At 46.8% G+C, this 26132-nt stretch carries 25 protein-coding genes; 12 read left to right on the top strand and 13 right to left on the bottom strand.

What is annotated here, in order from left to right:
• Positions 1 to 41 precede the first annotated feature (41 nt).
• Both dsbC and xerD read right to left on the bottom strand, forming a co-directional pair.
• Entirely contained in the window at positions 42 to 836 is a 795-nt protein-coding gene (gene dsbC / locus C4S60_RS04190) for a bifunctional protein-disulfide isomerase/oxidoreductase DsbC (protein WP_208623243.1), read from the bottom strand.
• Between the two features lie 31 nt (positions 837 to 867).
• Positions 868 to 1782, bottom strand: coding sequence for a site-specific tyrosine recombinase XerD (xerD, locus tag C4S60_RS04185; protein ID WP_425275107.1), 915 nt, complete (start codon positions 1780 to 1782; stop codon positions 868 to 870).
• Positions 1783 to 2022: 240 nt separating this feature from the next.
• Here xerD and fldB point away from each other — a divergent pair, with 240 nt between their 5' ends.
• On the top strand, positions 2023 to 2541 hold the full coding sequence (gene fldB / locus C4S60_RS04180) for a flavodoxin FldB (RefSeq protein WP_103879271.1): 519 nt from the start codon (positions 2023 to 2025) through the stop codon (positions 2539 to 2541).
• 63 nt (positions 2542 to 2604) lie between these two features.
• Here the strand turns inward: fldB and brnQ are convergent, their stop codons facing one another.
• Complete coding sequence (gene brnQ / locus C4S60_RS04175) at positions 2605 to 3915, bottom strand: branched-chain amino acid transport system II carrier protein (protein ID WP_103879085.1); 1311 nt, start codon at positions 3913 to 3915, stop codon at positions 2605 to 2607.
• A gap of 297 nt (positions 3916 to 4212) precedes the next feature.
• Between brnQ and C4S60_RS04170 the strand changes: the two genes are divergently transcribed.
• Together C4S60_RS04170 and srmB are read left to right on the top strand one after the other, a co-directional pair.
• Positions 4213 to 4935 (top strand): tRNA1(Val) (adenine(37)-N6)-methyltransferase, encoded by a 723-nt coding sequence (locus C4S60_RS04170; protein ID WP_103879084.1) that lies wholly within the window; start codon positions 4213 to 4215, stop codon positions 4933 to 4935.
• Between the two features lie 99 nt (positions 4936 to 5034).
• The gene (gene srmB, locus C4S60_RS04165) at positions 5035 to 6264 is read left to right on the top strand and encodes an ATP-dependent RNA helicase SrmB (protein WP_103879083.1); all 1230 of its coding nucleotides are present in this window, start codon (positions 5035 to 5037) and stop codon (positions 6262 to 6264) included.
• A gap of 78 nt (positions 6265 to 6342) precedes the next feature.
• Here the strand turns inward: srmB and yaaA are convergent, their stop codons facing one another.
• Positions 6343 to 7119, bottom strand: a complete 777-nt coding sequence (gene yaaA, locus C4S60_RS04160; protein ID WP_103879082.1) for a peroxide stress protein YaaA — start codon at positions 7117 to 7119, stop codon at positions 6343 to 6345.
• A gap of 106 nt (positions 7120 to 7225) precedes the next feature.
• Positions 7226 to 8665 (bottom strand): alanine/glycine:cation symporter family protein, encoded by a 1440-nt coding sequence (locus C4S60_RS04155; RefSeq protein ID WP_103879081.1) that lies wholly within the window; start codon positions 8663 to 8665, stop codon positions 7226 to 7228.
• 705 nt (positions 8666 to 9370) lie between these two features.
• Here C4S60_RS04155 and C4S60_RS04150 point away from each other — a divergent pair.
• The 7 genes from C4S60_RS04150 (at position 9371) to C4S60_RS04120 (ending at position 14805) form a co-directional block, all read left to right on the top strand.
• On the top strand, positions 9371 to 9556 hold the full coding sequence (locus tag C4S60_RS04150; RefSeq protein WP_103879080.1) for a DUF3545 family protein: 186 nt from the start codon (positions 9371 to 9373) through the stop codon (positions 9554 to 9556).
• 347 nt (positions 9557 to 9903) lie between these two features.
• Positions 9904 to 10686 (top strand): DUF3450 domain-containing protein, encoded by a 783-nt coding sequence (locus tag C4S60_RS04145; RefSeq protein ID WP_103879079.1) that lies wholly within the window; start codon positions 9904 to 9906, stop codon positions 10684 to 10686.
• Positions 10686 to 12029: a MotA/TolQ/ExbB proton channel family protein gene (locus tag C4S60_RS04140; RefSeq protein WP_103879078.1), complete on the top strand. Its 1344-nt coding sequence runs from the start codon at positions 10686 to 10688 to the stop codon at positions 12027 to 12029. Before C4S60_RS04145 ends, C4S60_RS04140 begins: the two co-directional genes overlap by 1 nt.
• Positions 12019 to 12597, top strand: a complete 579-nt coding sequence (locus C4S60_RS04135) for a MotA/TolQ/ExbB proton channel family protein (RefSeq protein ID WP_103879077.1) — start codon at positions 12019 to 12021, stop codon at positions 12595 to 12597. The genes C4S60_RS04140 and C4S60_RS04135 overlap by 11 nt, the downstream gene beginning before the upstream one ends.
• Positions 12594 to 12998, top strand: coding sequence for an ExbD/TolR family protein (locus C4S60_RS04130; RefSeq protein ID WP_103879076.1), 405 nt, complete (start codon positions 12594 to 12596; stop codon positions 12996 to 12998). Before C4S60_RS04135 ends, C4S60_RS04130 begins: the two co-directional genes overlap by 4 nt.
• Positions 12998 to 13624 carry an energy transducer TonB gene (locus tag C4S60_RS04125; RefSeq protein ID WP_103879075.1) on the top strand — a complete coding sequence of 209 codons (627 nt, stop codon included), beginning with the start codon at positions 12998 to 13000 and terminating at the stop codon, positions 13622 to 13624. Before C4S60_RS04130 ends, C4S60_RS04125 begins: the two co-directional genes overlap by 1 nt.
• Positions 13624 to 14805, top strand: a complete 1182-nt coding sequence (locus C4S60_RS04120; protein WP_103879074.1) for a tetratricopeptide repeat protein — start codon at positions 13624 to 13626, stop codon at positions 14803 to 14805. Before C4S60_RS04125 ends, C4S60_RS04120 begins: the two co-directional genes overlap by 1 nt.
• 53 nt (positions 14806 to 14858) lie before the next feature.
• On the opposite strand, the gene C4S60_RS04115 is transcribed toward C4S60_RS04120, so the two are convergent.
• The 3 genes from C4S60_RS04115 to nfo all read right to left on the bottom strand — a co-directional run bounded on the left by C4S60_RS04115 (position 14859) and on the right by nfo (position 17377).
• Positions 14859 to 15410 carry a hemerythrin domain-containing protein gene (locus tag C4S60_RS04115; RefSeq protein WP_103879073.1) on the bottom strand — a complete coding sequence of 184 codons (552 nt, stop codon included), beginning with the start codon at positions 15408 to 15410 and terminating at the stop codon, positions 14859 to 14861.
• Between the two features lie 102 nt (positions 15411 to 15512).
• The gene (gene ung / locus C4S60_RS04110; protein ID WP_103879072.1) at positions 15513 to 16187 is read right to left on the bottom strand and encodes a uracil-DNA glycosylase; all 675 of its coding nucleotides are present in this window, start codon (positions 16185 to 16187) and stop codon (positions 15513 to 15515) included.
• A 338-nt stretch (positions 16188 to 16525) separates the two neighbouring features.
• Positions 16526 to 17377, bottom strand: coding sequence for a deoxyribonuclease IV (gene nfo / locus C4S60_RS04105; protein WP_103879071.1), 852 nt, complete (start codon positions 17375 to 17377; stop codon positions 16526 to 16528).
• Between the two features lie 370 nt (positions 17378 to 17747).
• Here nfo and grcA point away from each other — a divergent pair, with 370 nt between their 5' ends.
• Positions 17748 to 18125, top strand: coding sequence for an autonomous glycyl radical cofactor GrcA (grcA, locus tag C4S60_RS04100; RefSeq protein WP_103879070.1), 378 nt, complete (start codon positions 17748 to 17750; stop codon positions 18123 to 18125).
• 131 nt (positions 18126 to 18256) lie between these two features.
• Here grcA and tyrS read toward each other — a convergent pair whose 3' ends face one another.
• Positions 18257 to 19444 carry a tyrosine--tRNA ligase gene (tyrS, locus tag C4S60_RS04095; protein ID WP_103879069.1) on the bottom strand — a complete coding sequence of 396 codons (1188 nt, stop codon included), beginning with the start codon at positions 19442 to 19444 and terminating at the stop codon, positions 18257 to 18259.
• 129 nt (positions 19445 to 19573) lie between these two features.
• On the opposite strand from tyrS, the gene shyC reads away from it, so the two are divergent.
• Positions 19574 to 20863 carry a peptidoglycan DD-endopeptidase ShyC gene (gene shyC, locus C4S60_RS04090; protein WP_103879068.1) on the top strand — a complete coding sequence of 430 codons (1290 nt, stop codon included), beginning with the start codon at positions 19574 to 19576 and terminating at the stop codon, positions 20861 to 20863.
• Between the two features lie 66 nt (positions 20864 to 20929).
• Here the strand turns inward: shyC and C4S60_RS04085 are convergent, their stop codons facing one another.
• The 4 genes from C4S60_RS04085 to C4S60_RS04070 form a co-directional block, all read right to left on the bottom strand.
• The gene (locus C4S60_RS04085; RefSeq protein WP_103879067.1) at positions 20930 to 22735 is read right to left on the bottom strand and encodes an AMP-dependent synthetase/ligase; all 1806 of its coding nucleotides are present in this window, start codon (positions 22733 to 22735) and stop codon (positions 20930 to 20932) included.
• 203 nt (positions 22736 to 22938) lie between these two features.
• Entirely contained in the window at positions 22939 to 23898 is a 960-nt protein-coding gene (gene leuO / locus C4S60_RS04080; protein WP_103879066.1) for a transcriptional regulator LeuO, read from the bottom strand.
• Between the two features lie 502 nt (positions 23899 to 24400).
• Positions 24401 to 25444 carry an MJ1255/VC2487 family glycosyltransferase gene (locus C4S60_RS04075; protein ID WP_103879065.1) on the bottom strand — a complete coding sequence of 348 codons (1044 nt, stop codon included), beginning with the start codon at positions 25442 to 25444 and terminating at the stop codon, positions 24401 to 24403.
• A gap of 12 nt (positions 25445 to 25456) precedes the next feature.
• Positions 25457 to 25990, bottom strand: a complete 534-nt coding sequence (locus tag C4S60_RS04070; protein WP_103879064.1) for a phosphatase PAP2 family protein — start codon at positions 25988 to 25990, stop codon at positions 25457 to 25459.
• Positions 25991 to 26132: the final 142 nt, after the last annotated feature.

Below are 26132 nucleotides of genomic sequence, written 5' to 3'. Positions count from 1 at the left end.
GAGTAAACCGGGCCCGTCATAACGGGCCCATATCCTAATAATTATTTGATTTGTTCTAGACGTTTGATCAGATCAGCCGGAGGAAGATAACCACCAACCATTTCTCCATTTGGCAGGAAGATGGCCGGAGTACCGCTGATGCCCATTTCACGCCCTAAGTTATAGTGTTGCGTGACCGTTTCCTGGCACTGAGTCAGATCACCGTCAAATACGGCTTCTTTACGATTCACCTTGGCATCATGCATGGCAGCGGCAGGATCGGCAGAACACCAAATCTTCGCCATTTGCTCGGCAACCGAACCATTGGCCCCCTGACGCGGGTAAGCCAGATAGCGGACTGTAATGCCAAGATCATTGTATCCCTGCATCTGGCTGTGAAGTCGCACACAATATCCACACGTAATATCAGTAAAAATCGACACCACATATTTCTCATCGGCTGACTTGAACTCAATCATGCTATCGCTAAACTGGGCAATTTTTTCTGCATTCAGTGGCGCCTGTCTCTCGGCAATCACATCTTTATAGTTGCCATTGTCGTCGAGCGAATACAGCGTACCGGCAATAAAGTGATCGCCGTTAGGGGAAGCAAACAAAACGCCTCCAGCGGTGCGTACTTCCACCAGACCCTGAATATCTGATGGCACTACCTCTGAAATTTCGATACCAATTTTGGCGAATCTGGCTCTGATCGCCGATTCGTCGGCTTGTGTAGACACTTCGGCTGCAACTGCAGCGGCAGGCTGAGTAGCCGGAGTAGTTTGAGACTCTTCTGCCCCGCAAGCGGTCACAAAAAGAGGTAGGGAAAGTAGAGTCAAACGGCGCAATACGCTCATTAATATCACCTTTGTATCTGAATAGGTTAAATCAAGCCCTTGGATGATGCTGGCTGTGAATGTTTTTCAAACGTTCTGTTGCTACATGAGTATAAATTTGTGTCGTGGATAAGTCACTATGCCCCAACAACATCTGTACGACACGCAAGTCCGCGCCATAGTTCAGAAGATGGGTTGCAAATGCATGTCGCAGTACGTGAGGAGACAGCAATTCCGTATCGATATCCGCTAGTACCGCGTAAAACTTGATGCGGTGCCAGAACGTTTGTCTGGTCATTTGTCTGGCCCTTTTACTAGGAAAGACCACATCTGAGCTTTTGTCACCCAGTAGTGCTGGACGGCCTTTCTCAATAAACTCAGCGATCCAGTCGACGGCATTCTCTCCCATAGGCACTAACCGTTCTTTGTTACCTTTACCCACGACACGAACTACCCCTTGCCTGAGACTGATATTTTCCATGGTCAGACTCACCAACTCGGTCACACGCAGCCCGGTCGCATATAATAACTCCAGCATGGCTTTATCTCGTAACTCGATCGGATCATTCGGGTCCGGCGCTTCCAACAATGCCGTGACCTGCTCTTCGGTGAGATCTTTAGGCAGACGCTTAGGGAGTTTGGGACTGACCAACAGTGCCGTCGGATCGTCTGAACGAAGCTTTTCCCGATGGAGATACTGGAACAGTCTTCGAATGGCTGACAACATGCGTGCCCGAGAGCTTTGTTGATAGTTCTGGTCAGTCAGCCAGGTCTGATATTGCTGCAATCCCGACAAACTGATGAAGCCTAAGCGGTAATTGTGCTCATTCATCCACGTTAATAGCTTAAACAGATCGTTGCGATAAGAAGCCAGAGTATTTTCCGATAACCCTCGCTCCATCCACATGGAGTCGAGAAATTGCTCTACTAAACCCTGATCTTGAAGATTGATATCGCTCACAACCACCTCTTGGATGTTTATACAGTACTTTTAACAGAGTATGCGAGAAGAAATGAGAATGCTATAAAAATCAGCATGAAGATGAACAAGCGCTGCAAAGATGGGCAGGTCTACCTTGGAGTTGGGCGATCACTGCCTTCTGAACTCATGCCAGTTCAGACCATGATACGTTCACTCTCACTTGAGGTCTGCTGGGAAGAAAGAGTAGAATCTCGCTCATTCCATGGAAAATTGGCACGAAGAGTTATGAAAATAGGTTTGTTTTACGGTTCGTCAACCTGCTACACCGAAATGGCAGCGGAGAAAATCCGCGAAATCATCGGCCCGGACATCGTCGATATACATAACGTAAAAGAGACGCCAATTTCTCAAATGAGTGAATACGACTTCTTAATCCTGGGAATTTCCACCTGGGACTTTGGTGAATTGCAAGAAGATTGGGGAGCCCTGTGGGATCAACTCTCAGGCTTGCCCCTTAACAACAAAGTCGTGGCCTTATTTGGTCTGGGGGATCAGGAAGGCTATGGCGAGTGGTATCTGGACGCTATGGGTATGCTTCACGATGAACTTAAACCGGGTGGGGTTAACTTCATTGGTTACTGGCCGAATATCGGCTATGAGTTTGAAGCCTCCAAAGCGCTAACCGAAGATGGCAGCCAGTTTGTAGGGCTTGCTCTGGATGAAGATTCTCAATATGAATTAACTGAGGAGCGAATTGCCACCTGGTGTGAACAGATACTGGTGGAGTACCAACAAACGCTCTAGTCCACAAAAAAACGGCGCTAAAAGCGCCGTTTTTTTTATGTCAGTTGCATGGAGAGCTGAGCATTAAGCGGTCTCTTCAGCCAACTCATTGTCTGCACGCCCAATGAAGCACATGCACACGATAGTAGCAAATGTTGGCATTACCCAACCCATGCCCACGCTAAACAAAGGTAGTGCGTTAAACGCTGACACATCAATTCCTGCTACCTTAGCCGCATCAATCATTGCGAACGCCAAAGACACCAGAATCACCACACGGTAAGCCAGTTTCGGGCTCGCCAGCTGTTTGCGCACAAATGTCAGAGCCACAAGCGCAATTGCAACTGGATAAAGAGCAAACAATACTGGCACTGACAGCGAAATCAATTGAGCCAGACCAATATTTGCTACAGTCGCGCAAGCAACACCAATGATCAGTACCCATTTTTGATAACTGACAGACGTCAAAGAGCTGAAGTAATCAGAACAGGCTGAAATCAAACCAATTGCGGTCGTTAGACAGGCTAACAGAACAATCACTGACAAAACGACCTGACCGTAAGGTCCAAATAGCGCCTGTACATATTGACTCAGGATAGCACCGCCGTTGTCGGCACCTACAGCTACCGTCGCGCTGGTAGCACCCAGATAGAACAGGGAAATATAAACAAACGCCAGTCCTGCCGCAGCAATACATGCCGCGTTGATTAAGTACTTCGTCGTTGCGGCCTGTTCGGTGATGCCTTTCTTACGCAGAGCATCCACGATAAGCATACCAAACATCAACGAACCGAATGTATCCATGGTGTTGTAACCTTCCAGGAAGCCTTTCGTCAGCGGTTGTGATAAGTACTCACCCACAGGTGCGATCATGTCCCCCTGAGGATCGATGAACACCGCGCCAGCCAGAATGATAAGACCAACAAACAAAACCGGTGTCAGTACCTTACCAATAACATCGATCAGCTTACCCTGCGACCATGCAAAAGACATAGCGATTGCAAAGAACAGGATAGAGAAAACCGTCAGGTGCATTTGAGCCGCATCAGCAATAAACGGACGCACCGCCATTTCATAAGCCACTAAACCTGTACGAGGTGCCGCAAATGCAGGGCCAATGATAATAAAGATAAGCACGGCAATAAGAGTCGCTGCACGCTTTGGAAGATCTTTAGTCAGGTGCTCCCAAGAGCCCCCAGCCACTGCTACGGCAATAATGGTAATAAGAGGAAGACCGACTGCAGTGATTAGGAAACCTGTCATTGCTGGTAACAGGTTGTCACCTGCTAGCTGACCCGCGAGAGGTGGGAAAATAATGTTGCCCGCACCAAGGAAAAAAGCAAACAGCATGAAGCCGACTGCTATAATATCTGTTGTTTTCAACGTCTGTTTCACAGATATACCCTTACTTGTTATGTTGTGTGTTTATCGAAGGAATCATCGTTCCTCCGTAAAAATAAGGCCGGCATAATGACGAATCACTAGTCAATAAGCAATAGACTTAGAAATAAACACTATATTAATTTGTCCAACAAACTGAAAGGCAGTGATAATCACTACTTTTGAAAATAAAATTAAATTATTATACCGATCATTTCACAGAACAATTTAATTACACACAGCACATATCACTACTCATTTATTTAACATTAGTGATAATTACTTAAAAGCAAACGATTAACAAGATAAAGCATGACCTGTAGCACACCAAAAACCAAAGGCTTTCAATGTAAGCAGTTTACGATACATGATGGAAACTCAGGAATGCCTGTCAGTACCGACGGTATATTATTGGGTGCCTGGGCCAACTTTTCGATGCCCGAACATCTGTTAGATATTGGCTGCGGTACCGGGTTACTCTCATTAATGCTTGCGCAGCGCTTTCCCAATGCGACGATCCAGGCCGTAGATATTGATCCTGTGGCCATCAAAGACGCCTCTTATAACGTTGCTCACTCTCCCTGGCAGCATCGTATTGATGTCACTCACGGCGATATCACCTGTATTACAAATAACCTTAAATACTCGGGGATTATCTGTAACCCCCCATATTTCAATAGCGGCGAACAGTCAGCCAATCAACGACGCGCCACTGCGCGCCATACGGACTCGTTGACCCATGAGCAATTGCTTGACGCCTGTTGGCAATTACTCTGCGAACTGGGTGAAGCGTGTTTTGTACTACCAAAAGTCGAGGGGGAGCAGTTTATACAACAGGCCCTGAAAAAGGGCTGGTATCTGCATCGGATTTGCCGGATTCAGGCGACCAACAATAAGGCGTGTAACCGATTGTTGTTTGCCATTGGAAAGCAGTCACGCGAACCGTCTGAAAGCGTGCTGGTCATCCATTCAGAGGGCGGCGGCTACTCCCGTGACTTTATTGCCCTTACCCGGGAGTTTTACCTTAAAATGTAAGTGCGCTTAGCGTTCGTTTGAGTATAATAGCCGCCCTACTTTTCCCCTGCTTGATGTTTTTTTGTCCAGGGTTAACTTACGTCTTGTGGAGACATCATAGTGATCAGAACATTCGCCGAACTAGATTTAGATCCTACCCTTTTAGAAGCGATTGAAGAAATGGGCTTTAGCCGCCCGACTGAAGTTCAGGCTCAAGCGATCCCACAAGCACTGGACGCCAAAGATATCCTTGCATCGGCTCCCACAGGAACGGGGAAAACCGCATCATTTGCGATCCCGGCGATCCAGTACTTACTGGACTTCCCGCGCAAGAAAGCCGGCCCGGCACGTATCCTTGTACTAACGCCAACACGTGAACTGGCCATGCAGGTTGCGGAGCAGACCAGAGCTCTGGCTAAGTACTCACGTCTAAAAGTGGCCACGATTACGGGTGGCGTAACTTACGACAGCCACGCTGAAACATTAGCGCAAACTCAGGATATCGTTGTAGCGACCCCCGGTCGTCTGATGGAATATATCGAGTCAGAACGCTTTGACTGCAGAGCGATCGAATGGTTAGTACTGGACGAAGCTGATCGTATGCTGGATATGGGTTTTGGCCCTACCGTCGACCGCCTCTCGGCAGAATGTCGCTGGCGTAAACAGACCCTGCTATTTTCAGCCACACTTGAAGGTCGTGGCGTCGAAGGTTTTACAGCAGATCTGCTAAACGAACCGGCAGAGATCGATGCCGAACCTTCCCTGCGTGAACGTAAGAAAATCACTCAGTGGTATCATCGTGCGGACAGTGCTGAGCACAAGCTGGCCTTGCTGAAACACATTCTCAGCGAGCAGGCGCAACGCACCATTGTATTTGTCAAAACCCGTGAACGTCTGGCTGAGCTTCGTCAACAACTCGACAGCGCTCAAATTCCTTGTTCATGGATCCAGGGGGAGATGCCTCAGGATCGTCGCAATAACGCCATCAGTCGTTTCCGTGAAGGTAGCGTGAATATCTTATTGGCAACAGATATCGCGGCACGCGGTATTGATTTGCCGGACGTATCACACGTAATCAACTACGACTTACCACGCAGTGCTGACGTTTATCTGCATCGTATCGGGCGTACTGCTCGCGCCGGTAAAAAAGGCATTGCGATCTCTTTAGTGGAAGCGCACGATCAACCAATGATGGATCGTGTGGGTCGTTACACAAAAGAACTGATCAAAGAAAGATTTATTGAGGGTATGCGCCCAACTCACAAAAAGCCTGTGTTTAAGAAAAAGAAAAAGGCCAAAAAAGACGACAAAAAGAAAGTAACTAAAAAGAAAGGCGCTAAGAAAAAATAGCCAGTTGTCGCCCGCCAAGGCTTCATTAACAAAGCGCCATTGTCGTGGAAATGACAATGGCGCTTTGTCTATTGGGTGCTATTGTTGCTCTTCACGCTTGAAAACTAATTCCGTAGCTGTAGATTCTTCCTCTGCAAAATAATACCCCGCCACATCAAACTTCGTCAGCTTCTCAATCGAATCCACTCGGTTATCAATGATATAGCGTGCCATCATGCCTCGAGCCTTCTTGGCGTAAAAGCTGATGACCTTATACTGACCATTCTTACAATCTTTGAAAATTGGGGTAATTACCTGACCATCAAGTTGCTTTGTCTTTACTGATTTAAAGTACTCATTCGATGCCAGATTGATCAGGACATTATCCTCCTGAGCATGTAGCGCCTCATTCAGCTTGTCGGTAATGATATTGCCCCAGAACTGATACAAGTTAGTACCGCGTTGATTCGCAAGCTTTGTTCCCATTTCAAGACGATAAGGCTGCATCAGATCAAGCGGTTTCAAAAGGCCGTACAAACCTGACAACATACGAAGATGTTGCTGAGCGTAATCAAAATCGGCTTCCGTCATGGTTTCGGCTTCAAGACCTGTATAGACATCGCCCTTAAATGCCAAAATCGCCTGACGCGCATTGTCGGTCGTAAATGTCTCACTCCACTCTTCAAAACGGGCCACATTAAGACCGGCGATCTTATCACTCACCTTCATCAGCGCAGACACGTCGGCAGGGGTCAACTTACGACACTCCTCAATCAGCTGTGCAGAATGCTCTCTCAACTCAGGTAAGGTAAAACGCTTCGTGGCAAGGGGAGACTCGTAATCCAGGGTTTTGGCCGGTGAAACAACAATAAGCATGACTTTACTCTTTTAATAATGATTTCTTTCAGTATAAAAAAAGCCATGCACTTTCAGCAATGAATTAGTGCATGGCTTAATCTATTTTTGAGATAGGCAAAAGTGATTACTTATTCGCAGTCTCTTTTGTGTTGTCCCAAATGCCTTCTTCAAGCTGAGACTTAAGCTCAGGATAATCGTTGGCATCAAACGTTGGTACTTTACCGGCATCAAGCTGCATGTTGTAGTCTTTCGCCAACTTCACCACGATGCCTGAAAGCAGGATAATCGCTATCAGGTTGACGATAGCCATCAGACCCATAGAAACATCCGCCAGGGCCCAAACCGTCGGTAATGTTGCTACCGAACCAAACAATACCATGCCCAATACGACGATACGGAAAATACCCAGGCCAGCTTTGTGGTTGTGCTCCAGGAAGATCAGGTTGGTTTCTGCATACGAGTAGTTTGCAATGATAGATGTGAATGCAAAGAAGAAAATCGCCACAGCAACAAAGATACCACCCCAGTCACCGACTTGTGAGCTCAGTGCTCGCTGAGTCAGTTCAATACCCGTCACTTCACCGTGTGGAACGTACTCACCCGACATCAGGATAATCGCCACAGTTGCACTACAGATGACAATCGTATCGGTGAACACACCCAGCATTTGCACATAGCCCTGAGAGGCAGGGTGCGGTGGGTATGGCGTTGCCGATGCCGCAGCATTCGGTGCCGAACCCATGCCCGCTTCGTTTGAGAACAGACCGCGCTTGATACCCTGAATCATTGCCTGAGCAATGGCATAACCGACGCCACCTGCTGCGGCTTCCTGTAGGCCAAACGCGCTCTTAAAGATGTACGCAAGCACTTCTGGCACTTTCTCGATGTTCATGAACACCACAACGAAAGCAAGCAGCAGATAGGCCAGAGCCATCACAGGAACAATCAGTTCTGCTGTACGAGCGATTTTACGAATACCACCAAAAATCACAAACGCTGAAATCAGAACGATAAACACACCAACGTAAATTGGCTCAATACCGAATGCGGTGTTCATAGCAGTGGCAATCGAGTTCGCCTGTACCGCATTGAAAACCAGACCAAATGCAATGATTAGGAAGATAGAGAACAATACGCCCATCCAGCGCATGCCCAGGCCTTTCTCCATGTAGTACGCAGGACCACCACGGTAGTTACCATCGTCATCACGCGTTTTATATAGCTGTGCAAGAGTACTTTCGGCAAAAGAAGTGGCCATACCCAGCATCGCGATCAGCCACATCCAGAAAATGGCACCCGGGCCACCAAATGTCAGAGCTACAGCAACACCCGCCATGTTACCAGTGCCAACACGTGCAGCCAGACTTGTACAAAGAGCCTGAAAAGAGGAGATGCCGGCTGCATCAGCCTTACGACTGTTTTTTAGCACACTGAACATGTGACCAAAATGGCGGAACTGAATAAACCCTAGGCGTACTGTAAAATAGATCCCCACACCCACGAGTAGATAAACCAGAATCGATCCCCAAAGTAGATCGTTCATCAAATTAATTACGTCTGTCACTTTAAACCTCACTTAAAGTTGGAATACCGAGCCGCACATCCAAGTGCTTCCTAAGTTCCGTGCCTCTACCCATCCGTGTGGTTCTGTTTATTTCACTGTTTTTCACGGCAACTTAGCTTGTATTTCTTACCCATTGGGAACGCTATACAAGTCGGCGTATTTTTTGACGGGCGGATTTTGCAGGCATGCCACATAAAAATCAATACGCAACAAGTATTATAACATTGTTATTTTTCACCATAAAATCACGAAAAGTTAACAGTTAATAAAGCAAATGCATCACTAATGATTAGCAAGATTCCGTCATTTTTTTAACAATAGGTAAGCATAGCAACCAAAGTCACAAGTAGTGACAAATGAACGGACAATCCTATGTACCTCAAAGGGTCGACGCTGTTTTACCAAATGGAATACTTTTTAAACATTATCAGACAATGAGAATGTTTCTCGTAGCACACAAAATCCGCTGTTCAACCCCCTCAGCACACCGTGTTAACAATCTATGTTCTCAATTTCTTTTTGATAATGTGATTCAACCGGTTAATTTTTAGGCAAATGATTAAACCAAAACTGTGAGATTGAGTTCAAAATGGCATAAAAAGTTCATACTTAAGAAACAAATGAGAAACAAATCAAAGTTAATCTGTCTTGTAATGTGGTACTAAAAGGGCTCCGTGAGGAGAACAATAATAGTAGAGGTGGCTTATGGATGGCTTTGAACTAGACGGCGTTACGGAATTTGATGCACCACGACCACGCGCTGGGCGCGCGAAACCTGTAAAAAGAAAATGGCGAGAAATCGAGGCAATTAAAGACAGACAGCGTTTACAGAAAGAGCTAAACGATATGGATATTGGCTTAGACTTTTCACTGGACGATGTTGATCTTTAGTCCAACCATTTCTGGCACAAGAATATGAATTTTCGATGCTCAAGAAGCCTGAAACTTGATTATCGATACAACACAGAGCCCTCCTTTGCGAGGGTTTTGTTTTTGGTGTCCGACCCCCCTCTCAAGCATCGCTTCACCTGATATCAATAAACCTCAAATGATAACTACTATCAATATCATTTAAACTGTATTTCTTCAGACAGTTGCAATACAATGTTGGCGCTTCTCAGTTCGGCCTCTGTAAGCCGACTTGAAGCCATGTGATCCACATTAACTACCGAATCTGTTGTCTCTACTGTGCAATGACACGTCTCCCTTGAGATGACAGAAAGCAGAAGGCTATTGAAATGAACAAAACGGCTTTTCGCCTGACATTGTGCACGCTTACCCTGCTCAGCATAAGCAGTATGGCCAACGCCAGTGATCTTGATAACGCTCGCACGATTGAAGCACAGACCATTACCCAAAGTGCACAAAGCCAGGATCGTATCAATAAAAGCAGTGATAAAGCCTTCGAGCTCAAATCCGAAATAGCGATGCTCGAGCAGGAAATCGCCAATCTGGCCATCTATGAGAAACACCTGCAAGCCGTTGTTGCAAATCAACATCAAGAGATGGCCAGCATCCAAGCCCAACTTGCGCAAATCAGTGATACGCGCCAGGGCGTCGTGCCTTTGATGTACCAAATGTTGGCAGGCCTGGAACAGCACATTCAACAAGACAAACCAATTCGACTTGAGGCTCGTCTGACAAGGCTAGAGCAGCTTAAAGCGCTGATGCCACAAGCGGATGTCAGTGACGCCGAAAAGTACCGCCGCATATTAGAGGCCTACCAAATTGAAATGGATTACGGCATCAAGCTGGGCAGCTACCGCTCACAAATCAATGTCGGCCGTAAAATTGAAGCAGAGCAACTGTATCTGGGGCGCGTTTCACTGGTTGCCCGAAGCCTGGATCGAACTCAATACTGGAGCTGGGATGCGAACCAACAAAGCTGGGTATCCATCGACATATCACAGGCTTCTCATATCGATCAGGCTTTTGCTATTGCTGACAAACAAGCCTCACCGTCGCTGATAGAGCTGCCGGTTTCACTCTCTCCTGCTGAAAAGATTAAGGATCCCAGCTAATGCATAAGTTACCTTTCATTATTGCCCTTTTCAGCCTTAGTGTGGTTCAACCGGCGCTTGCAGCTGATTCGCTAACGACCAAAGCCAAAGTTGCTCAGAAACAAGAGCAGCAGCACAACGCGCAGCGAGAAGCTGAATTTGTGCAGCAACAACAAACGTTGGCTGCACGTAAATCGGAGCTGCAACAACGGAAAGCAGAATTGGATGCCAGTATTCAATCACTGAGTAGCGCGTTTACCGACAATGAACGCACTCTGGCAGAGCAACAAAAAAAACTACATCTGGAAACGGGCAGCTTGGGTGAACTGTTCGGTGTGGTACGTCAATCGGCAAAAGAGCTACAAATCGAACTCGAGCACTCGGTGATAAATCACGAGCAGGCTGAACACCTGACCGCCATTAATAGCATTGTCGCCGCAAAAACTCTGCCCTCTATCCATCAGCTCACTGGATTATGGCAAGCGTACCTGTCTCAGATTTCCTCAGGCGCGACCTATAGTGAAGTAGATCTGCCTTTCGTGTCCGGCTCAGGGGAAATGATGACCATTAACGCGATTCGACTGGGTCATTTTGCACTCCTCTCGGCCCATGGCCCCATCAGCTGGGATGGCCAGTTGGCCAGTGACTTTCCTCGTCTGCCAAACAGCGTCCCCACGTCCTTTGAAGCAGCTGGCATTGTCACTGGTCAAACCGCAACTCAACTCGATCCCAGTCGTGGGGATATCTATCAGCAACTCGCGGATACTCCGACTCTGACCGAGCGATTTGAGCATGGTGGCGTAGTGGGCAAAATCATCACTGCTTTATTTGTTCTGGGCATGATCATCGCCTTGTATCGCGCTGTTGTGTTGCTCTCTACCCAACACACCATCACCAAGCAGCTTAAAACAGCTGATACCCCCAAAGATAACCCTCTGGGCCGGGTGCTCAGTGTCTACCACCGTGAGAAACAACTGCACGTTGAAGCGCTGGAATTACGTTTGCTGGAGGCCATCATGGATGAGCAGCAACATCTTGAGCGCGGTCTGAGTATGTTGAAACTGCTTGCAGCACTGGCACCTATGTTAGGCCTGCTTGGAACGGTGACGGGTATGATTGAAACCTTCCAGGTCATCACACAATTTGGCAATGCCGAACCTCGTGTAATGGCAGGAGGAATTTCTATGGCACTGGTGACCACGGTACTGGGCCTTGTCAGCGCAATGCCACTGCTACTGGCTCACAACCTGCTCAGTTCAAAAGCCGAAGCTATTCGCAATATTCTGGAAAGGCAAAGTGTTGGTCTGGTCGCCGCACAAGCAGAAGCTCAAACCATGGAGCGCAAAGAAGCGTATGCCGCATAACCTATTCAGTTGGCTACCCGGTAGCGAACACCTGAACCAGTTTATGACCCAAGGGGGGCCGGTGCTTTGGTGGCTCGCCGCGGTGGTTTTTATCTTCTGGTTATTGGCCATTGAACGCATCATCTACTTTGCCAAAGTCTTCCCATTGGAACAAAGTGGTTGGGTGGATGCCTGGGCGCAACGCCAGGATCATTATTCCTGGTATGCCCAGTCACAGCGTCATGCCATGCTCAGCGAGGCTGAGAACCGACTAAAGCAGAATCTGAACTTACTAAAGTGTCTGCTAAGTCTTTGCCCGATGCTGGGACTGCTTGGTACGGTGACTGGAATGATTACCGTCTTTGATACATTGGCAACTCAAGGCAGTGCCCAACCACGGCTGATGGCCGCAGGTATTTCTATGGCCACCATCCCGACAATGGCCGGAATGGTGGCCGCGTTGTCCGGTATGCTGGCCTATTCCCGCATTCAGAAATGGAGCAGACAAAGCCTGTTTCAACTTGAACAGTTACTAAGAAGTGAGCGTCAGTTGACTCCTGTTAATCTGCGCTCTGGAGAGTCGAAATGAGATTAGGTCAACGCCGAAAACCCACTGAAGACGCCAATATCGATATGACTTCGATGCTCGATATCGTCTTTATTATGCTGATCTTCTTTATCGTCACCAGCTCCTTTGTGCGCGAGTCAGGGGTTGATGTGAATCGCCCCCAGGCCAGCCATGCGGTAAGCCAAAAAGACGCAGGGATCTTTGTCGCTATCACGGCTACCAACGACATCTATATAGACAAGCGACGCGTCGATATAGAGCGCGTTCAAGCCACCTTAGAGAAATTGCTTCTGGAACAGCCTAATGCCTCAATGGTGATTCAAGCGGACAAACACGCCTTCAACGGGACCGTGGTTGACGTCATGGATAGCGCGAAGGGTGCAGGCGTCGTCAAAATTGCTCTCGCAACGGAGAACCGTTGATGCTTAGAGTCCTGGCAAGTCTCCCGCTTGCAGCGTTAATGGCGTTAACACTGTTCTCTTTTATGAGCTGGATGGTGGACAGCGGAGCAAAGTCAAAATCAGAGGAATCTGCAAGCTTGAGTTATGATTTGGTCATGGTAGAACCGGACTCGGAGATCGTGAGGCGCCAACGCGTTTTACCTGAGCCCCCAAAAATGCCGGTGACGCCACCTTCAGCTTCAACTGTCGAACACAGCGCTGATGTGTCCAGTGTACAAACGCCAACTACACCACAGTTACCAAACATTACAATATCAACTCAGGTAACGGGTGTGTCACTCAACGCACCAAGTGTGCCAGATATCGGGCAAAACCAACAAGTGATGCCTTTACACCGTAAGCAACCTAAATACCCACGCAGGGCGTTGCAACGCAATATTGAAGGTTATGTCGTGATGTCGTTTACCATTGATGAGACCGGTCGCCCTACCGATATCGAAGTCATTGATGCTAACCCCAAGCGACTGTTCGATCGCGAGGCCAAAGTCGCCCTCAAGCAATGGAAATACCAACCGATGATCGTCAATGGCAAAGCCACTCCCCGAGTAGGGCAAACGGTGACATTAGAGTTTAAGTTGAATCAATAATGAAACGTTTACTTGTTATCTCAGCCATCACTCTGAGTTCATGGTTCGTCACCGGCGCCCATGCAGCTCAGGAGCTAGGCATGCGCACAGCGACTCAGGTATCTAAAGCTTATGAGCTTGAGCAACAAAATAAACTGACTGAGGCCATCCGTGTGCTCGAAGACACTCAACCGTCATCAACCTATGACAAGGCGTATGTGGCGCGCATGCTGGGTATTTATTATTGGCAGGCAGAGCAACCGCAAAGAGCCATACGACAATTGCAAATCGCTGTAGACAGCCAGGCCTTCATGCAGGCTCAAGGTTGGCAGACCGAACGCATGTTGGCCGAATTATTATTGTCGGAACAGCAGCCTGAACAGGCTCTGGGACACTTTGAGCGCTTGGTCAAACATGACCAAGCCCATCAAATCAGCTCACAACAGCTTGCTAACGTCTGGCTCAACACCGCTAGAGCGCACTATCTCATGCAGCAGTGGGCACCATTATTAGCCTCGCTCAAGCATTACCATCAACTTGATAATACGCCAAAAATCTCACCTCTCAGTTTGCAACTGAGCGCGGAAATGCAGTTGTCTCGTTTACCAAGCGCCATTGTAACGACGCAGAAACTTTTAGCCCTACAACCTGATCATGTCATGTGGTGGCAGCAACTGAGCTCACTGTATGTGCAGACCCGTCAGTACAAACTGGCGCTGGCGACTCTGGTATCTGCAGAGAGAGCTGGCATTCAGATACCTGATAACCTCCAGCTCAGTAAAGCGCAACTCTACGCACAACAGGGGAATCCGGAAAAAGCCGCTATCTCCTATCAGACGCTGCAGGTCGACGAAGCCGATATCGACACCATAGTGAAGCAAGCTCAGCAATGGCAAATGGCTCGGGAATGGTCAAAGGCTCAATCCGCCTGGTTAGCCGCTGCACGCCTTAATAACCAATATTATGAGCAGGTTGCCCGACTGGAATTACAGCAAGGCGACTTTCAGAGTGCGCTCGCATCGCTAGACAAACTCAGCAGTTCAGACCAACAACCAACACTGTTGCTTAAAGTGCGAGCCTATGTCGGACTAAAAGAATACCAGCAAGCTCAGACGGTAGCTCGCCTAGCGCATCAGCAAAAACCCTCACCCCAGAGTGCGCGTTGGTTGGAGTACCTGGATCAGCTCACGACAACTGACTGACCCTGTTAGCCGCGAAACAAAAAAGAGCCCTGAAAAAGGGCTCTCATTCTTGGTCACACAAACTCATTGTCGTTTTGCCGGACGCGTTCCGCCAGTTGTTTGTAGCGATCTGCAATCGTCTCACCGAATACCGGATCGTTTTCTTCCACAGTCCATAGGCTTTCCACATGCTGCCAGTCCGCCGTTGTGAAACGTTTCTCAATCAAAGGCAATACCGACTGCTCTTCCAAATCCAGATGGCGCTTTTGATCCTGAATAAAATGCGACAGTTTATCCATGAAGATGTCTTGAGGAACCACCGCATCTTTTAAGATCATCTCAACCACGTCTAAGAACGAATGTGTCTTCTCTGATAGCGCCTTATGATCGGCTTCAAGATCCGATATCTGCTCCTGCTCCCCATACTTCTCCAGAAAATAGTGGTAAAGAATATCTTCTTTGGGGTGGTGTACTTTCTCGGAATGATTAGCCAGATAATCTACGATCTCTTTTACAATACTGTAATTAATAGGCTGCTCTTGTTCCAGTAGATGTAACTTTCGATTTAAAATCGCAAGCAAACGGACCATGTAGCCGTGCTCACGCCTAATCCTTTCGATCATCATGACTCCCTCTCCCTATTCCATACTCTTTACAAGTGTATAAGAAAATGAGCCATCATGTTTTGACAATGCTCGAAAAACCATCAATTATGGCGCTAAGTCCTTCTAATCTATAGAAGGTTGCCAGTTGATAGGGGCTTTGCCCATTTGCTTCAGCAGTTGATTGGTTTGCGAGAAATGCTGACAGCCAAAAAAACCACGATGAGCAGACAGCGGGGAAGGATGCGGGGCCTTCAATACATGGTGACGATTTCGGTCAATCATTTTCCCCTTCTTCTGAGCATGAGCACCCCAGAGAAGAAAAATCACATTATCACGATTTTGATTCAAAGCATCGATAATCTTATCGGTAAAGGTTTCCCAGCCCGACTTCGCGTGAGAATGGGCTTTTCCCTGCTCGACGGTAAGAACCGTATTCAACATCAACACGCCCTGCTCTGCCCAGCTCTTCAAATAACCATGAGACGGGATCTCAAAGCCTTCAATATCCTGAGCCAGCTCTTTGTACATATTGACCAGAGAGGGCGGTGTTTTTACACCTGGTAACACTGAGAAGCACAGTCCGTGGGCCTGATTGGGACCATGATAAGGATCCTGACCAAGCACAACCACTTTCACGTCTGAAAACTCAGTAAACCGAAACGCATTAAATACATCGCTCGCCGGAGGATAAATGGTCTTACCCGTCTCGCGCTCACGTTCAACAAACGCCAGGGTTTGCTGAAAATATTCTTGCTGTTTCTCGTGACGAATAACATCTTGCCAGGTGAGTGTTGTCATTGCTGTTCCCTAGATACTGAAATCTCGGGTAGTCTACCACTCAACGGAAGGTCACCACTACTGTCATTTTGGCATATTGCCATGCACCTTTTTTGGCGCTTATTTTCTTTATGAACCAATTAATGGTGCTGATGCCTCATCTGTGGAGTTCGGTAATGCCCATGCCCATGAATATGGCGGTTCGGCGTCGGAAAACGGGTAGAACGTGATGTGCTTGGTCTTGGAACAGATGGACGACTCATAATGGCACCTTCCTTATTAAGTCACAGATTTATGCAATGTGCATGTAACTTATTATGAAAGAAAGATGCCAGAATGCCATGTGGTACAAGAAAAAATCAAAAATTTGCGGCAAAACGTCGCAATTGTTGGATCTCATCGACCCAAATGTCAGGATCAATAGTCTCTAAAATCAACGGGATAGAATCAAAACGATGATCTTGCATGATGTACTCGAAACATGCCCAACCAATTTCCCCTTTTCCGAGCGAGTGGTGTCTGTCCACTCGTCCCCCTAACGGGATCTTTGAATCATTAAGGTGCATGGCTCGTAAATAGTGCATACCAACAATGCGATCGAATTCGGCAAATGTCTGCTCACAGGCCGATTTCGTACCAAGATCATACCCAGCGGTGAATGTATGGCAGGTGTCTATACACACTCCAACTCGTGATTTGTCGACTACTTTGTCTATGATGTGTGCCAAATGTTCAAACCGCCACCCCAGATTGCTCCCCTGGCCTGCGGTGTTCTCAATCACGGTAACCACCTCTGGCACAGCCTGATGGGCCAGGTTAATGGACTCAGCGATCCTATCCAAACACTCTTCCTCCGAGATCTGTTTCAGATGGCTGCCCGGGTGAAAGTTCAGCAGTGTTAGTCCGAGTTGCTGACACCTTTCCATCTCATCAATGAAGGCTGCGCGAGATTTTTCCAGCTTTTCGGTTTCAGGCGCTCCCAAATTGATCAAGTAGGAATCATGCGGAAGTATTTGTTCCGGACGGAAGCCAAATTTTGCACATTCCGATTTGAAGTTGGCAATCACCTCTTCAGTGAGGGGTTTTGCAACCCATTGACGTTGATTCTTAGTAAATAAGGCAAATGCATTCGCCCCAATCTTACTGGCTCTTTGTGGCACATTATCCACACCACCCGCAGCAGAAACGTGCGCACCGATATATTTTTTCATTCATTGACTACCTGATCTAGTTCACATTTTTTGAACTGTTATTTAGCGATCTTATACTTTCAGTTTTTACCATGGAAGCCATTGATTTTTGCCTTCCTGATGACTTTTTGAACTCATTTTGTAGTTTTATTACTACAAAATGGCATTAAAATAATTTTTAATATTTAAAATATCATTTTAAAAGCCCATTTTTAAAGGTTTAGTTGACCTTAATCAAAAAATTAACCTCATAGAAATTAATGTTTTTTGTTGTTTTTTGATCTAAATCAATACTACAATAACTACAACGAGGTATATATAAGCCAGCTCAACAATATTTGAAAATTAACACCACAAAAATACCACTCGAGAAGTGGGTTAGGAGATAGTGATGATTCAAGGTATCCAAATTACTAAAGCAGCAAACGACGATCTACTGAACTCAATCTGGCTGATCGACGGTGAAAAAAACGAAGCACGTTGTGTTGCAGCGAATGCTGGTTTTGAAGCTGACCAAGTTATCTCTGTTAGCGACCTAGGTGAATACGAAAGCCGTGAAGTTGCTATCGAAACTGCACCGCGCATTGAAGGTGGTCAACATCTTAACGTTAACGTTCTTAAGCGTGAAACGCTTGAAGATGCTGTTGCTCACCCAGAGAACTACCCACAGCTAACTATCCGTGTTTCTGGCTACGCAGTTCGTTTCAACTCGCTAACTCCAGAACAGCAACGTGACGTTATCGCTCGTACCTTTACTGAGTCTCTATAATCAGAGACATAACGTAAATCCGATTGAAAAACAGACGCTCAGGCGTCTGTTTTTTTATGTCTTTCGCATGCAGAAAACATGAAAAAGCCTCCACTGTAGGAGGCTTTTGTCTGCTCTGATCGAGACTCTGATTAATTCAGCGTAACGCGTGCAAACTTACGCTTGCCGACCTGATACACAGCCTGACCTGCTGCAGGAACCAGTTTAGTATCGTCCACTTTCTCACCGTCGATTTTCACTGCACCCTGACGAATCATGCGCATTGCATCTGAGGTTGAGTTAACCAACCCTGCTTCTTTTAGCAGGTTACCAATCGGCAGACCGGCATCAAAGTCAAACTCTGGCATCTCATCTGGCATTGCACCTTTTTGGAAACGGTTGATGAACTCTTGTTCTGCCGCATCCGCATCCGCCTCTGAGTGGAAGCGTGCAATGATTTCTTTTGCTAATAGTATCTTGATATCACGAGGGTTTTTGCCATTCTCGATATCAGTCTTGAACTGAGCAATCTCATCCAGCGGACGGAAAGAAAGCAGGTCATAGTAGTTCCACATCAACTCATCTGAGATAGACATGATCTTACCAAACATCTCAGAAGGCGCTTCACTGATGCCAATGTAGTTGTTGGCAGACTTTGACATCTTCTTCTCACCGTCAAGGCCGACAAGCAGAGGCAATGTCACGATAGCCTGTGGCTTCTGACCGTTTGCTTTTTGCAGTTCACGCCCCATCAACAAGTTAAACTTCTGGTCGGTACCACCAAGTTCAACGTCTGTTTCCATCGCAACCGAGTCATAACCTTGCAGCAGCGGATACATGAATTCATGAATAGCAATTGGCTGTCCATTGTTGTAACGCTTTTTAAAGTCGTCACGTTCTAGCATACGTGCAACCGTTTGGTTGGCAGCCAGACGAATCATACCTTCCGCACCAAGCTCAGACAGCCACTCAGAGTTGAAGGCGATTTTAGTCTTAGCCGGATCCAGGATCTTAAACACCTGCTCCTTATATGTTTCCGCATTGCGCAGCACATCTTCACGCGTCAAAGGAGGACGAGTGGTGTTCTTGCCTGTTGGATCTCCCACCATCCCAGTAAAGTCACCAATCAGGAATGTCACGTCGTGACCAAGATCCTGAAACGCACGCAGCTTATTAAAAATCACTGTGTGGCCTAAGTGAATATCTGGTGCTGTAGGATCGGCACCCAGTTTGATTCGTAGAGGACGGCCCTCTTTTAGCTTTTCAATCAGACCTTCTTCTGGAATCAGCTCGTCTACACCGCGTTTGATTTCAGCCAACGCTGCTTCAAGGTTCGCCATTCTTGTTCACTCCCACAGATTTGGCAAAAATATAATAGTTGGACATCTTACTTGAATAGCGATGTTTTTTGAAACCAGTTAGACTATTTGGTTTAGGAAATTTCAAAAATAATGCTGAATTGAACTCTCATGGTCTCTGTTTTTAATCGCCTGCCCTGGCTTCATCGTGCGCTCATTGCCTTTTTTAGCGCACTCATTGTCATTGCGCTGTTTCTACCTGACATCTCTGAACTGGATGACGGGAACGATCGATTGCAAGTCGGCAAACACTACGCTCTGACAATTGATAACGATGCTTTTCCGATTGGCGACGCCATTCCACCTACTGTGGTTCTGAAATGGGAAGAACATACCGTACGCTCAGGAGAAAGTGCTGCGGTACTGTTTCAGCGTCTTGGGTTATCTCCAAGACTGCTTCATGAGCTCATCTACACCAATGACGACATCAAACAACAATTGTCTCGCCTGCGTCCTGGGGATAAATTGACGTTCGGTTTCGATGAGAACAGTGACTTTGTTCAGCTTAAACGTAAGATCAGTGAATACGAAACATTTAAGATCACTCGTATCGATGACGGCTTCAGCTCTAATTGGGACAAGAAAGAAGTCGACTACCAATATAATTATGCTCAGGCACAAATCACGTCCAACTTCTGGAATGCAGGCATGGCTGCCGGTTTAACGGCCAATCAAATAATGGAACTGGCTGGGATTTTTGGTTGGGATATCGACTTTGCTCTGGACATACGTTCCGGCGACAGCTTTAAATTGCTGTATCAGGAAAAAGTGGTTGAAGGCGAAGTCATTGGACGCGGTAAGATCATCGCAGCCATTTTCAGCAACCAGGGCGATACCTTTACCGCCATTCTGGACGACAAAACCGGCAATTATTACGATGAAAATGGCCGGGCAATGAAAAAAGCCTTCTTGCGCTCACCACTCGACTTCCGTCGCGTGACATCGAACTTCAACCCAACCCGACGCCATCCCGTCACAGGCAAAGTTCGAGCGCACCGTGGCACAGATTACTCGGCACCGGTCGGCACACCGATTTGGGCAGCAGGTGATGGTGTGGTGCAGAAGTCGAGTTATAACCAATTTAACGGCAACTACGTATTCATCAAGCACAGCAATACCTACATTACCAAGTATCTGCACCTTACCAAGCGCAAAGTTAAGACCGGGCAACGTGTCAAGCAGGGGCAGACCATAGGTACATTGGGTGGGACAGGCCGGGTGACCGGGCCGCACCTTCACTATGAGTTTTTGGTCAATGGTGTTCACAAAAACCCGAGAACAGTAAAGCTACCTCAATCCAAATCGCTGACGGGTAAAGCGAAACAGACCTTCTTGGCCAATGCTCAGAATCGTCTCAACACGTTGGACCGCTACAGTGAGCTATTGTACGCCAGCAACTGAGTCATCCACGTCAATAAAAAACCCCGGCCAGAGCTCGGGGTTTTTTAATTTCATTCAACGATAAGATCACTTGCTGGGTGTGTCGCGATACATCTCTTCAATCTCATCGTGATAGCGGTCATTAATGACTTTGCGACGCAGTTTCTGAGTCGGCGTTAACTCGCCTTTGTCCATCGAAAATCCGGTTGGCAGCAGTTTGAACTTTTTCACCTGCTCGAACTTTGCCAGCTCCTTTTGCAGTTCCGTAATACGCTTCTCAAACATCTCTACGACCTCGTTATGCTTGATCAACTCAAGACGGTCATGATATTTGATATTGAGCTCTTTCGCGTAATCTTCCAGGGTATCAAAACACGGAACAATCAGTGCAGATACAAACTTACGCGTATCGGCAATCACGGCTATTTGCTCGATATAATGGTCCTTACCAATCGCACCTTCAATCGCTTGCGGGGCAATGTATTTACCGTTGGACGTCTTCATTAACTCTTTAATTCGATCGGTAATGAATAGGTTGCCCTGCTCATCGAACTGACCGGCATCACCAGTCTTAAGGAAGCCCTCAGCATCAAAAGTCTTCGCCGTTTCTTCCGGCAATTTATAATAGCCACGCATAACCATTGGTCCGCGAACCAATATTTCATTGTTCTCTCCAATTTTCACTTCCGCACCAGGCATCGGCATACCGATGGAATCTGGATTATAACAAGTGTCGTCCCAGCACGAGACGGTTGCCGTTGTTTCGGTCATACCGTAGCCAAGCTTGACATTAATACCGATGGCCTGAAAGAAACGACCGATGGTTTCATCCAGTTTCGCCCCCCCGCAAGGCATGAAGTTAATGCGACCACCTAACAGCTCTCTTAACTTACCCAGAACCAATTTGTCGGCCAGTCCATGACTCTTTTTCAGCAGCAATGAAGGGGCAACATTATCCTGACGACACTGAGCCATTTTCGCCCCCATGTTCACCGCCCAGGTAAACAGAATCTTTCGATGTACCGGTGCCTTGGAAACGCGTTCATGAATCGCAGAAAAGATTTTTTCGTAAAAACGCGGGACGGCACTCATCACGGTTGGGCGAATCTCACTCAACGCATCGCGAACCTGCATCGTGTCTTGCAGGTAACAATTGGTACCGCCTTTGTATAGCACATAAAAGGTCCAGGCACGCTCAAAGACATGTGACAGCGGCAGGAAACACAAAGAGACGTCAGTTTCAGTCAAACTAAGGCGCTCATCGTGCCCCTTCAGTTGAGCGGCAATATTAGCGTAATCGAGCATCACCCCTTTAGGTTGCCCTGTCGTGCCAGAGGTATAAATCAGAGTAAGCAGATCATCATAGTTGGCTTGAGATAAGCGCTGCTGCAACTCTGGCTGCTGCTCGATACTGGCTTCGGCAATAAAACATTGCCAGCTGACACTAAAGTCATTGTGTTCCAGAACAATGTCATCGCTCATTGCGACGATAAGCTCCAGCTGCTCACACTCAGCAAATATGGAAAGCGCTGCATCGTATTGTGTCTGCTCCCCAACAAAGAGGACGCGAACGTCAGCGTTCTGAACAATGTAACTGGTTTGTGCCGGTGTATTGGTAGGGTAAATAGGCACAGTGACGGCGCGCAATTGCAATGCGGCCAAATCGGTCATGGTCCACTTCGGCATGTTGTTCGAAATGATACCAATTTTATCTTGAGGTTGGATTCCTTTTCCAAGTAGAGCCAGCGATAGCGCATCAACGTTAACACCAAACTCTTTCCAGCTAATCCCTTGCCACACATTGTTGATTTTATGTCTTAAGGCGATCTTGTCGCCACCTTGTACGATTCGTTCGCGAATCTTCTTTACAATATGGAAATCTAAATTAGCCATGTTCTATCTTTACCTTTTAGCTTACACATGTAAGCTTTTGAGCGCACAAGTGTACCTATGCCGATAAAAAAGGCAACAGACCTATATCAAAGTTATCAATAATTGCTCGTGCTTTAATCACCCAACGAGAATAAGCAACTGTTAATCATAAAAAAGCCCTGAACGGATAACGTTCAGGGCTGTCTGCATTAAGTTGTAATAGACTATGACAAAGCAACGACTTCGCCACAGATTACCATAAGTTGATCACGTAACCAGATATGGCCTTTGTCTTTTTCACTCGACTCATGCCAGCTTAAGAATCCACTGATTTTGCTGTTTTCTAAAGGCAAAGAAAGAACTTGCAATTGGTCTTTGTTGACCGCATTTTCGACCAGCCAGCGTGGTGCAATCGTTACCAGCTCAGATTGACCAACCACATATAGCACGTTGCTCAGGCTGGTACCTTCGTATGATGCCTGACACTCAATCTCACGATATGCCTGCTCTGAGAAGCTGCGAACACCGTGAACTTTAGACAGTTTGGCATGCTTTTCATGTGCAAGCTGAGCAGTGCTTACCGCACCGTGAATGCGCGGATGGTTTTTCGCTGCAACGACAACCAATTCATCCTGGAAAATTTCTGTGCTCGAGAAACCTTGTGCATCATAACGAGCATAATCAATCACAAAGTCAATTTCCTGATAACGCATACGGTCAGCTAACTGACGATCCGCTTCTGCATCCAAGTGCAACTGTACGTGTGGTGCATGCTCGGAAATGGTTTGCATGATCTTTGGAGCAAAACGCATATCACATGGAGAACAGATCGCCATTTTAAACAGACGAGTAGAAGTCTCAGGAGTAAAGATAGAGCTCGGTAGCTCATTGCGAATCAGTTGCAGTGCCTGACGTACAGGACCGAATAGTTGACGAGCACGCTGAGTTGGCTGGATGCCACGGCCCTGACGCATAAACAGTTCGTCGTTAAACATCACCTTCAAACGCGCTACGGCGTTACTAACTGCTGGTTGCGACATACCTAGGTTGTGCGCCGCACGAGTGATGTTCTGCTCTTGCATCACTGCATCGAAAACAGTTAATAGGTTTAGATCTACGCCGCGTAATGTGCTTTCCATGCGGTAACTAGCGATTGCGCTCATAGCATCTTTTTTGTCTAACATTGAGTAAGCCTCGTGTAATTTCAATCTCGAATATGTGAGTAAGGATTAATCAGACGCAACCACAACCGGATAATCTGTACCTTACATTGTTCTATTAATCCTCTGCATAGTTCGAGGACAAAACCAACTATCTACCAATAATTAACTCAATACCAAGCAGTTTGATAAAGAATCATCAAATTTTATCAGTGAAAATACAAATTCAATTAAAAACAAACGGTTACATTAAAACTAAAAAAAGATAAATTAGATTTTTGATAACTTTTGTCCCTAACTGATCGTAGAACGATAACCACAGGGTATGACAAAGCCAAAAAATGCCCAAACCTCTCCATCGCCCTCAAATATGGAACTCACTATAAAATATTCGATATTCAGATACATTTACATATAGGCTTGCGTGACGCCATAGAGCCCGGGAATGGATTTCATCCCGTTTAGGACAGAAAAATAAAAAAACCGCTCAGAGCGGTTCTTAAAAGGGTGGGAAAGAATTAAAAAACTAGACGGCGGCGTAGCTGGGAAAATCCACTTTGTCCCATAGCTGCTGCCTGAGTTGAGAAGTGCATTCCCAGTTTCCGTTGATTAGCCAGGCAGCAATGTCATCTGCCACATTAGGGTAACTCACTCGTTCAGCCTGCTTTTCATCTAACCAATCACGAATCACAGATGCATCAAGGAAATCCATTGACTGTGCCAACCCAAGCGTTTCAAGTGTCGCGGCATTACTTTGCTGTTCAAACTGTCCACTAAGTGGCTTAACCAACAGTTTTTTACCTAAACTCAGCGCTTCGGAAGGCAATTCAAAGCCTCCATTGGCGATGACACCAGCACAACGGTGCAAGTCTCTCTGGAATGCGTCATGGCTCAAAGGCATCATCAGGATATTCTCAACCTGCTGTCGCTCAGGGTTGTCTGGGTGATAACAGACGAAACGACGATTCCCGAATCGAAGCAGTAGATCTACAATAGCTGAGGTCGCCTCAAAAGGCAGGTACACCAGCACGAAATCTTCTGAAGTCACCGTATGAGCGGCAGTCTGTACGATTGGCGGCATGATAGGCTGATCAAAATGATACCAATGCAACCCCAGTTGATACTGGCTCGGCGCGAAATGTTGAATGATAGCATCATCAAACCAGTTTGCTCCCTTCTTCGGAACATCAAACAAGAAAGCATTCTGATGACTGATGCTCACCGTCGGGACCCTTTGGCGCTTAGCCGCCCAGGCAGATACAGGTTCAAAGTCATTCACAACCAGATCATACCCGGACACATCCAGTGCTCGGACTTCGTTAATAAAACACGGTAAGCTGTTGGTCATCACCGTTTTTAGATAATTCACCCGGCCATTTTCGGTGACAAAACTCAATCCGTTGCGCGTTTCGTAGTCACCAAATGGTTCCATAGAAAAGTACTTAGCTTTGTTGCGACCGGAAAACAGGAAATCAACCTGAACATCATACTGGCACAGTGCGTTAGACATCGCTCTGGCTCGGGCAATATGCCCATTTCCAGTACCCTGTACACCATATAGAATCTTCATCGCTCTCGCTCCCTAAATGAATTCCAGCACGTGACTAAGTGCCAACTGCGCTGCGGCGAAACCGAGCAACGCCCCAATCACCACATCCGTCAGAAAATGCACCCCCAGTAAAATCCGGGAAGTGCCAATGAATACGGCCCACAGCAACGAAATTTCAAACCATGCCGGATAAAAATGTCCAATGATAGTCGCCATCAAAAATGCGGCGGCGGTATGACCGGAAGGCAGACTGTAGCGATCGGATGGGGTGATATATGCTTGCAATAACTGACTGAACTCTCTGGGACGGCGACGCTTAAAACTGTTTTTCGTCAGCCAGTAAACTGGCAGTTCTATCGCAAAAGCCAGTAAAGCGGCACTCATGAATTGTGACCCGCTCTCCCGTTCAAGCAACCATGTACCCAGCGTCAAAAGAAGATATAAATGACCATCTCCCGTCCTGGATACCCATCGGCTGATCGTTGCAACTTGTAGGTTAAACCGGTGACTTAAACAAAATAATGAGAAAGCCAGGTCCATTCTTACTATCGACTCAATTGTTCTCACTGTTCACTCCTTGTGATAACGAGCAACTCAAGATCAAAAAGTAGTCAACAACAATGACAGTTCAGTGACGATTTATTGGAGATATGATGAAAGTTAGTGACCGGACAAAGCCGCTCACTAACTTTCATAGACATGGATAGGA

Origin of the sequence: Vibrio hangzhouensis (genome assembly GCF_900107935.1) — a bacterium.
GTDB classification, from domain to species: Bacteria; Pseudomonadota; Gammaproteobacteria; order Enterobacterales; family Vibrionaceae; genus Vibrio; species Vibrio hangzhouensis.
The sequence above is the reverse complement of the archived record's forward strand: the minus strand, read 5'-3'. Positions and strand labels throughout refer to the sequence as shown.